Origin of the sequence: uncultured Azohydromonas sp., from assembly GCF_937926365.1 — a bacterium.
In the GTDB taxonomy this organism is placed as follows: domain Bacteria; phylum Pseudomonadota; class Gammaproteobacteria; order Burkholderiales; family Burkholderiaceae_C; genus Azohydromonas.
In genome coordinates this window covers 24,079-30,305 of the sequence record NZ_CALAOH010000162.1, presented here as the reverse complement: position 1 = coordinate 30,305, position 6,227 = coordinate 24,079, and the positions used below count along the sequence as shown (strand labels likewise).

Here is a 6,227-nt window from a genome sequence, read left to right as displayed (position 1 = left end):
GGGGCGCGCCGGCCTGCAGGCGGCCGGCGCGGCGGCCCCGGCCGCCAACTCGGCCTCGGGCTGCGACCACATCGCGCCGAGGGCCAGCATCAGCAGGATCACGACGCCGAAGAACAGCCAGCCGTAGACGAGGTGGTCCGCGCCAGTGGCCAGCTCGTTGCCGCTGAGGTGCCCGATTAGCACGATCAGGTACGCCCGCACCCAGTTGGCCACGATCGGCACCAGGATCGACACGCCCACGAACACCCAGCGCCGCAGCGTCGAGCTGTAGTTGAGGTAGGCGAAGAGCACGCCCACCATCAGCGAGGCCATCAGGTAGCGGATGCCGCTGCAGGCCGCCTCCACCGACCAGTTGCCCGTCGGGATGGTGAACTGCAGCCCGTCGCGCAGCACCGGGATGCCCGAGCGCTGCAGCGCCCACACGGTGAAGTCCGCCGTCCAGTCCATCAGCAGCGGCATCAGGAACTCGCCGAAAGGCACGGCGAAGTACAGGAACAGCAGCGGGAAGCGGATGGCGCCGGCGACCTGCCAGCCCAGCACCGCGGGCACGCTCAGCACCAGCAGCGTCACCAGGGCGAACTGCGTGACGGCATTGACCGCCACCAGGTGCCCCATCAGCCAGGCCAGCGCCACCGCCGCCATGGGCAGCAGCAGCCAGGGCACGGGCCGCGGCGCCAGCTGCGCGAGCTGCGCGCGCCGGCGCCAGATCAGCCACAGCGAGATCGGCGGCACCGTGAAGGCATGCGTGAAGGTTTCCGAGCGCAACCAGATGTCCACCATGCCCAGCGCCGTGCCGCGGTACAGCCACAGCAGCGCGCCCAGCAGCAGCCCCAGCGCCGCGAGCGAGCGCGGCCAGCCCGGGCGCGCCCGCGGCGGCAGCGGCATGGCCGCGCTCACACCTCGCACAGCGCCGACGGCGCCGCCTCGTGCGAGGGCAGGTGCGGGTCGATGCCCGAGAGGTGCGCGTCCCAGCTGTAGTTGCGCAGCACGCGCTGGCGCCCCGCCTGGCCGATGGCCGCGGCGCGCTCCGGGCTCGCCAGCAGCGCGTCGACCTGCTGCACGTAGTCCTCCACCTCCAGCGCCGGCAGCAGCTCGGTGCCGGGCTGCGCGTCGATGCCGCGCGTGCACGTCAGCGAGGCCACCACCGGGCGCGCCATCGCCATGGCCTCCAGGATCTTGTTCTGCACCCCGCGCGCCAGCCGCAGCGGCGCCACCACCACCGCGGCATGCTGCAGGTACGGCCGCACGTCGGGCACCGTGCCGGTGACGCTCACGCCCGGCCCGGCCAGCGCCTGCACCGCCGCCGTGGGGCTGCGCCCCACGATGTGCAGCCGCAGGCCCGGCCAGCGCGGCAGCAGTTGCGGCAGCACCTCGCGCGCGAACCAGCACACCGCGTCCACGTTGGGCCAGTAGTCCATGGCGCCGGTGAACACCAGCGGATACGGCTCCGCGCCGAAGGGCGAGGCGCGCCCTTCGGCGGGCGCGAAGTACTCGGCGTCCACGCCGTTGCCGATGGGCTCGACGTTGCGCGCGCACTCGGGCGCGAGCTGGCGGAACAGCGCCGACTCGGCCTCCGTGACGAAGAAGGAACGCCGCGCGCGCGCGGCCACCTCGCGCTCGTAGGCCAGCAGCCGCCGGCCCTCGCGCGCGTACAGCCACGACATGGGCCAGCGGTGCGCATCGGCGTACTGCGTCCACTTGGCCGAGTCCACGTCCACGAAGTCCACCAGCATCGGCAGCCCGGGCAGCTCGTCCACGTACTGCGCCATCGAGGAGCTGAACACCACCGCCGCGTCCAGCTTGCAGCGCGCGCCGAGCCCGCGCACCCAGCGCCGCAGCCCCGCGTCGTCGTAGTAGCTCAGCGTCAGCGCCCGGCCCAGCGGCAGCGCGCGCAGGCTCGCGATCTTGGCCAGCCCGGGCTGCAGCCGCGCCACGTGCATCTCGGCGCAGTACGGGCGCAGGTGCTGCACGAAGGCCCCGTCCTCGGGGTCGTCCACGAAGGTGCCCAGGAACACGCGGTGGCGCGCCGCCAGGTGCTTGAGCAGGTGGAACGACCGCACCTTGTCGCCCTTGTTGGGCGGGTACGGCAACCGGTGCACCAGGTACAGCAGGTCGGCCATCGCGTCACCCCAAGCTGCGCACGACCAGGGGCCCCAGCCGGTTGGCCAGCGCGATGGGCATGCGCCGCCAGGCCTCGATGAACAGCTTGTACTTGGCGTTGGAGGGATTGTTCTGCGGCACCGTCTCGCGCTTGTAGAGCCGGTACTCGTAGTGCAGCGGCGTGGGCTCGAAGCCCCAGTTCTTCTTGAACGCGTAGGAGCCCGTGCCCTGCTTGCTGCGCCCGTAGTCGAAGACCTTGCAGCCGCGCGCCAGCGCGTGGCGCATGAGCTCCCAGTACTTGAAATCGTTGGCCGCGAGGTCGCGCGCGGCCACGGCGTCGCCCGCGTAGTACGGCAGGATCTCGTCGCGGAAGTAGAAGCTCAGCACGGCGCTCAGCGGCTGGCCGTCGGGGCCGTCCACCGCCATGAGCTCCAGCGCGTCGCCGAACTCGTCCTGCAGCAGCTGGAAGTAGCGCCGCGGCATCGCCGGCGTGCCGTGGCGGTGCACGTTGTCGGCGTACAGCGCGAAGAAGCGGCCCACGTCCCGGTGCACGCGGCTGGTCAGGCCGTTCTTGATGCCCTTGCGCACCATCGCGCGCTGCTTGCGCGGGATGGCCAGCATGTTGGCCTCCTCGTCCTCCAGCAGCTCCTTGCGGAAGGTGACGTAGAGATCCTGCTCGGGCCAGTCCGGGTGGCGCCGCGTGGTGTGGCGCAGCTCCAGGTGCTGCACGCCGAGCTTGCGGCCGAGCTGGTCGGCATGCGCCTCCAGCGCTTGCGCGGCCTCGGCGCTGGTGGCGGCCACGCCGCCGTAGACGGCAAAGGGCAGGCTCGTGAGCGAGCTGCCGAACAGCCAGCTGCGCACGTGCGCCAGCGGCAGCACGCCCTCGACGGCGCCGGCGCGGCGCGCCAGCAGGAAGTGCGTCTGGTGCCCGAAGGCCTCGCGCAGCACGCGCTGCCAGCCGGCGCGGTGGAAAAAGGTGGCTTCGGGGCAGGCAAGGACGAACTCGTCCCATTGCGCCGCGGCACGCTGGTCGTCCGCGGCGAGCAGTTCTATCTGGATCATGCGTTGAGGGAGGCCCCGCCCAGGAAAATGCGGTCCATGCGGCCCCAGCGGAAATCGCTCAGCAGCCGCTCCAGCCGCGACTCCATGCGCTGCAGGTTCAGGTAATGGCGAAAGCGCGCCTTGGCGCTTGCGCCGGCCACGCGCGGTTGCCCAGGATCGATCTCCCAGGGGTGAAAGTAGAAGATCGCCGATTGCTGCTCGGCATCGTTGACGTGCCTCAACATCCAGCGCGAGAGCCCGTAGGGCAGCAGCCGGAAGTAGCCCCCGCCGCTGGAAGGCAGGTTGCGCGAGAACACGCGCAGCGTCGTGGGCGGCACCTCGATGAAGTCGCTGCCGCCCGTGGGCTTGAAGGCGAAGCGCGGCGCCTCGGGCATGCCGTAGTGGTCATGCACGATCGGGTAGACGCTGGAGCTGTAGCGGTAGCCCGCGCGCTGGAGCTCGTCGAAGGCCCACGGGTTGGTGCGGCCGATGGAAAAGCTCGGCGCGCGGTAGCCCAGCACGCTCACGCCCCCCAGGTCCTCCAGCAGCGCCTTGGCGCGGTACACGTCCTCGTAGAAGGCCCGCGGCGTGAGGTCGCTGGCGCGCTCGTGGTTGCAGCCGTGGCTGGCGAGCTCGTGGCCCTCGGCCACGATGTCGCGCACCACCTGCGGGTAGCGCTGCGCGATCCAGCCCAGCGTGAAGAACGTGGCCTGCACCTGATGACGGCGCAACATCTGCAGGATGCGCTCGACGTTGCGCTCGACCCGGCACTCGCGCGCATCCCACTCGCTGCGCGGAATGAACGGCGCGAAGGCGGAGACCTGGAAGTAATCTTCCACGTCGATGGTGAAGGCGTTGAGGACCGAGGCAGACAGCATGAAGGCGTTATCGGTCAGGACGCGCGATTCCTGAGCCACTGCCACAGGTCGGCCGCAATGCGCTCGGCGGCATGGCCGTCCCACAGCTCCGGCACGCGCCCGCGCTTGCCCTGCCCGGCCAGCACCTGCTCCACGCCCTGCAGGATGGCCTCGCGGTCGCGGCCCACCAGCGTGTTGGTGCCCTGCTCCACCGTGATGGGACGCTCGGTGTTCTCGCGCAGCGTCAGGCACGGCACGCCCAGCGCGGTGCTCTCCTCCTGCAGCCCGCCGGAGTCGGTCAGCATCAGCGTGGCACGGCCCATGAGGCCCAGCATCTCCAGGTAGCCCTGCGGCGGCAGCAGCGCGGTGCGGCGCGCGTCCAGCAGCGCGCCCAGCCCGAAGCGCTCGATGTTGCCGCGCGTGCGCGGGTGCAGCGCGAACACCAGCGGCAGCTTCTGCGCCACCTCGTCCAGCGTGCGCAGCAGCGCTTCGAGCGTGGCGGGGTCGTCGACGTTGGAGGGCCGGTGCATCGTCACCACGCCGTAGCCCTGCGCCAGCAGCGCCGGGTCCAGGCCGTGCGCGGCCAGCGTCTGCCCGGGGTCGCGCGCGGCCTCGCGGCTGGACAGCAGCGAGTCGATCATGACGTTGCCGGCGAAGCACACGCGCTCGGCCGCGACGCCCTCGCGCGCCAGGTTGTCCGCCGCGCTGCGCTCGGTGGTGTAGAGCCGGTCGGCCACCTGGTCGGTGAGCACGCGGTTGATCTCCTCGGGCATCAGGCGGTCGCCGCTGCGCAGCCCCGCCTCCACGTGCACCACCGGCACGTGCTTCTTCACCGCCACCAGCGTGCACGCCAGCGTGGAGTTGACGTCGCCCACCACGATCACGCAGCTGGGGCGGTGCTCGTCGAGCAGCGGCTCGAAGCGGCGCATGACCTCGGCGGTCTGCACCGCGTGGCTGCCCGAGCCCACTTCCAGGTTGATGTCCGGGCGCGGCAGCTTCAGGTCGCGGAAGAGCTGGTCGCTCATCTGCTCGTCGTAGTGCTGGCCGGTGTGCACCAGCAGCATCGGGATGGGCGGCTCGTGCGCGGCCAGCGCGCGCAGGATGGGAGCCATCTTCATGAAATTGGGCCGCGCACCCACCACGCACAACACCGGACCGTTCAAGCTCATGTTTCGTTCTCCTTGGGCTCATGGGCGCCGTCCGCTCCCGCGGCGCCCAGCAGGCGCTGCAGCAGCGCCAGCGTCTGCAAATTGATGTGTTCCAGCCGCAGCAGGCTTTGCTCCAGCCGCAGCAGCCGGTCGTCGTTGTGCTGCTCGATCAGCCGCGACACCTCGTGCGGCGCGGGCCGACCCTGCAGCAGCAGCGGCATGTCCTCGGGCAGCACCGTGGCGGCGCCGTTGGGCAGCGCGGCCTCGCTGGCGAGCTCGCTGATCACCTGCTCCACGTAGTCCTTCGTCAGCCGCGTGCTGCCGCTGAGGTAGCCCAGCAGCAGCAGCCGGTCGCACAGCGCGTTGATGCGCCGCGGGATGCCGCCGCTGGCCTGGTGCACGCGCTCGAACACGCCGTGCTCGAACTCGGGCTTGCCCGGCGCGGCGCCGGCGCACTGCAGCCGGTGCTCGATGTAGTGCTGCGTGTCCTCCAGGTCCATCGGGCCGATGTGGCAGGTGGCGGCCACGCGCTGGCGGAACTGCTCCATCTCCGGGCGCTGCAGGATGCGGCGGAACTCGGGCTGCCCCAGCAGGAAGCTCTGCAGCAGCGAGTGGTTGCCGAGCTGGTAGTTGGAGAGCATGCGCAGCTCCTCGACCGCGCGCATGGTCAGGTTCTGCGCCTCGTCCACGATCAGCAGGCAGCGCTTGCCCTCCTGGGCCACGCTCAGCAGGAACGCCTCCAGCGCGATGAGCAGCTCCGACTTGGGCACGTCCTTGACGCGCAGCCCGAAGGCTGCGCCCACCATGCGCAGCGTGTCCTCCGCGTCGAGCTGCGTCGTCACGAGCTGGCCCACCACCACCTGCTTCTGGTTGATGCTCTCGAGCAGCCCGCGCAGCACGGTGGTCTTGCCCGCACCGATCTCGCCGGTGATGACGATGAAGCCCTCGTTGCGCATCACACCGTAGTCCAGGTAGGCCTTGGCGCGGCGGTGCTGCTTGCTGGCGAAGTAGAAGGCCGGATCAGGATTGAGCTGGAACGGCTTGCAGCTCAGCCCGTAGAAGTCTTCGTACATGGTGGATG

6 protein-coding genes are annotated in these 6,227 nt (G+C 70.8%); all 6 read right to left on the bottom strand.

Annotation, left to right across the window (positions count from 1 at the left end; translation table 11 throughout):
• Positions 1–885 (bottom strand): exosortase A (gene xrtA / locus Q0741_RS17045; RefSeq protein WP_298234392.1); only part of this gene is annotated, 885 nt, incomplete at its 3' end.
• An 8-nt stretch (positions 886–893) separates the two neighbouring features.
• A complete protein-coding gene (locus Q0741_RS17040; RefSeq protein WP_298234391.1) occupies positions 894–2,120 on the bottom strand; it encodes a TIGR03087 family PEP-CTERM/XrtA system glycosyltransferase in 1,227 nt (408 codons plus the stop codon).
• A 4-nt stretch (positions 2,121–2,124) separates the two neighbouring features.
• On the bottom strand, positions 2,125–3,162 hold the full coding sequence (locus Q0741_RS17035; RefSeq protein ID WP_298234390.1) for a FemAB family XrtA/PEP-CTERM system-associated protein: 1,038 nt from the start codon (positions 3,160–3,162) through the stop codon (positions 2,125–2,127).
• Positions 3,159–4,019 (bottom strand): XrtA system polysaccharide deacetylase, encoded by an 861-nt coding sequence (locus Q0741_RS17030; protein ID WP_298234389.1) that lies wholly within the window; start codon positions 4,017–4,019, stop codon positions 3,159–3,161. Before Q0741_RS17030 ends, Q0741_RS17035 begins: the two co-directional genes overlap by 4 nt.
• Positions 4,020–4,033: 14 nt before the next feature.
• Positions 4,034–5,167: a non-hydrolyzing UDP-N-acetylglucosamine 2-epimerase gene (gene wecB / locus Q0741_RS17025; protein ID WP_298234388.1), complete on the bottom strand. Its 1,134-nt coding sequence runs from the start codon at positions 5,165–5,167 to the stop codon at positions 4,034–4,036.
• Positions 5,164–6,219 (bottom strand): XrtA/PEP-CTERM system-associated ATPase, encoded by a 1,056-nt coding sequence (locus Q0741_RS17020; protein ID WP_298234387.1) that lies wholly within the window; start codon positions 6,217–6,219, stop codon positions 5,164–5,166. Before Q0741_RS17020 ends, wecB begins: the two co-directional genes overlap by 4 nt.
• Between the last annotated feature and the right edge of the window lie 8 nt (positions 6,220–6,227).